Origin of the sequence: Hydrogenophaga sp. (genome assembly GCF_018780385.1) — a bacterium.
Taxonomy (GTDB): Bacteria; Pseudomonadota; Gammaproteobacteria; order Burkholderiales; family Burkholderiaceae_C; genus Hydrogenophaga.
In genome coordinates, this window is record NZ_JADMJO010000145.1 from 1 (window position 1) to 2,123 (window position 2,123).

General features: G+C 66.0%; 1 protein-coding gene. It reads left to right on the forward strand.

Annotation, left to right across the window (positions count from 1 at the left end; genetic code table 11):
* Positions 1–127 precede the first annotated feature (127 nt).
* Positions 128–2,035, forward strand: coding sequence for a DNA polymerase III subunit gamma/tau (dnaX, locus tag IV113_RS25025; protein WP_291090990.1), 1,908 nt, complete (start codon positions 128–130; stop codon positions 2,033–2,035).
* The last annotated feature ends 88 nt before the right edge of the window (positions 2,036–2,123 follow it).

A 2,123-nucleotide genomic window follows, 5' to 3' on the forward strand; every position in this document is an offset into this window, starting at 1 on the left:
GCTTGGTTCCCCACCTGACCCGGTTGGCCGCTTCACCATGCGGGAAGGCCCGTCGAGGGTGATTGTAGGCGATGCGCTGTGGTGGCGCAGGGCTTTGGCCCATAACCCGCCGCTTAGAATCGACCCCATGTCCTATGTCGTTCTGGCTCGCAAATACCGCCCGCGCAATTTCACCGAAATGGTGGGTCAGGGCCATGTGGTTCAGGCGCTCTCCAACGCACTGACCACCCAGCGACTGCACCACGCCTACCTGTTCACCGGCACGCGCGGTGTGGGCAAGACGACCGTCTCGCGCATTCTGGCCAAGTCGCTCAACTGCCTGGGCACCGACGGGCAGGGCGGCATCACCGCCGAACCCTGCGGCGTGTGCCAGGCGTGCACCGACATCGACAGTGGCCGCTTCGTGGACTACACCGAGCTTGACGCCGCTTCCAATCGGGGCGTGGACGAGGTGCAGGCCTTGCTGGAGCAGGCGGTCTACAAGCCGGTGCAGGGCCGCTTCAAGGTTTTCATGATCGACGAGGTTCACATGTTGACCAACACGGCGTTCAACGCCATGTTGAAGACGCTGGAAGAGCCACCCGAGTACCTCAAGTTCGTGCTGGCCACGACCGACCCGCAGAAGGTACCCGTCACCGTGCTCTCGCGTTGTCTGCAGTTCAACCTGCGGCCGATGGCGCCCGAGACGGTGCAAGAGCACCTGATACAGGTGCTGCAGGCCGAGCAAGTGCCGGCTGAAACGCAGGCCTTGCGGCTCATCTCCCGCGCGGCGCGCGGCTCCATGCGCGACGCGCTGTCGCTCACCGACCAGGCGATTGCCTTCGGCGGTGGCCAGTTGCAGGAGGCCACAGTGCGCCAGATGCTTGGCGCGGTGGATCGGTCCTATGTGCTGCGCCTGATCGACGCGCTGGCGCGTGCGGACGGCGCCACGGTGGTGGACACCATCGATGCATTGCGCCTCAATGGACTGAACGCCGCCACCACACTCGAAGACATGACCGGCGTGCTGCAGCGCATGGCGGTGCTTCAGGCGGTGCCGGGCCGCGCGCCGGCCGATGGCCTGGAAGACCCGGACGAGATCGAGATCGAGCGCCTGGCCGGCAGCCTGCCCGCTGATGAGACGCAACTGCTTTACAGCCTGTGCCTGCACGGCCGGGCCGAGCTCGGCCTGGCGCCCGACGAATACGCCGGTTTGACCATGGTGCTGCTGCGGTTGCTGGCGTTCAAGCCTGCGAGCGCGGTGGTGGTCGCAGCGGAAAAAAAAACTCTGAAACCCGCTGAGGCGGCATCACCACCGGTGGTGGCCGCCGTGCCGGTGAGTGCGCCGATGGCGCGGCTGGTGCCCGCTGCATCACCGGTTGTGGTGCCGGTTGCCGCCCCCGTCGCACCGCCAGTCCCCAAGCCGGTGGTGGTCCAGGCATTGCCGGAGCCAGCACCTGCCATTCAAGCCGCAGTCTCGCCCGAGACGGACGATGCGCCCTGGCCCGAAGACGACGGGCCACCCTGGGAAGAGAACCCCGATACCGCGCCCACCCCGAGTCGCACGGTGGCCATTCCCGTGCGCGATGCGGGAGAGCCGGGCCGGCTGGACCAACCCCAAGTCCGTGCGCCGGCAATGCCCTCCGGGCTGGCGCCCATCGCTCCCAGCGAAGAGGGCGATTTCTGGTTCGACGCCATCATGCAACTGGTGCGCAATGAAACGATTTCGGCACTGGTGCGCGAACTCGGCTTGCAGTCGCAGCTGGTGGCACGTGACACCGACCGCTGGGTGTTGCGGGTGGAGCGCGAGTCGCTCAACCAGGGCAACAGCCGCGAACGCCTGGCCACGGCCTTGCAAACCATTGGCCACCAGGTGCGCCTGGTGGTGGAAATCGGTACCGTGATCGACTCACCTTCCCGACGCCTGGCGCTGGAGGCCGAGCGGCTGCAGCGGCAGGCCGAAGCGCAGATCATGGGGGACCCGTTTGTGCAGACCATGATGCGCGACTTTGGCGGCAGAATCGTCCCTGGCACGCTCAAGGCCACACGGGCCTGAGCCACTCATCCATTCCTACAAAGAAAGAAACAGCATGTTCAACAAAGGACAACTCGCCGGCCTCATGAAGCAGGCCCAGGCCATGCAG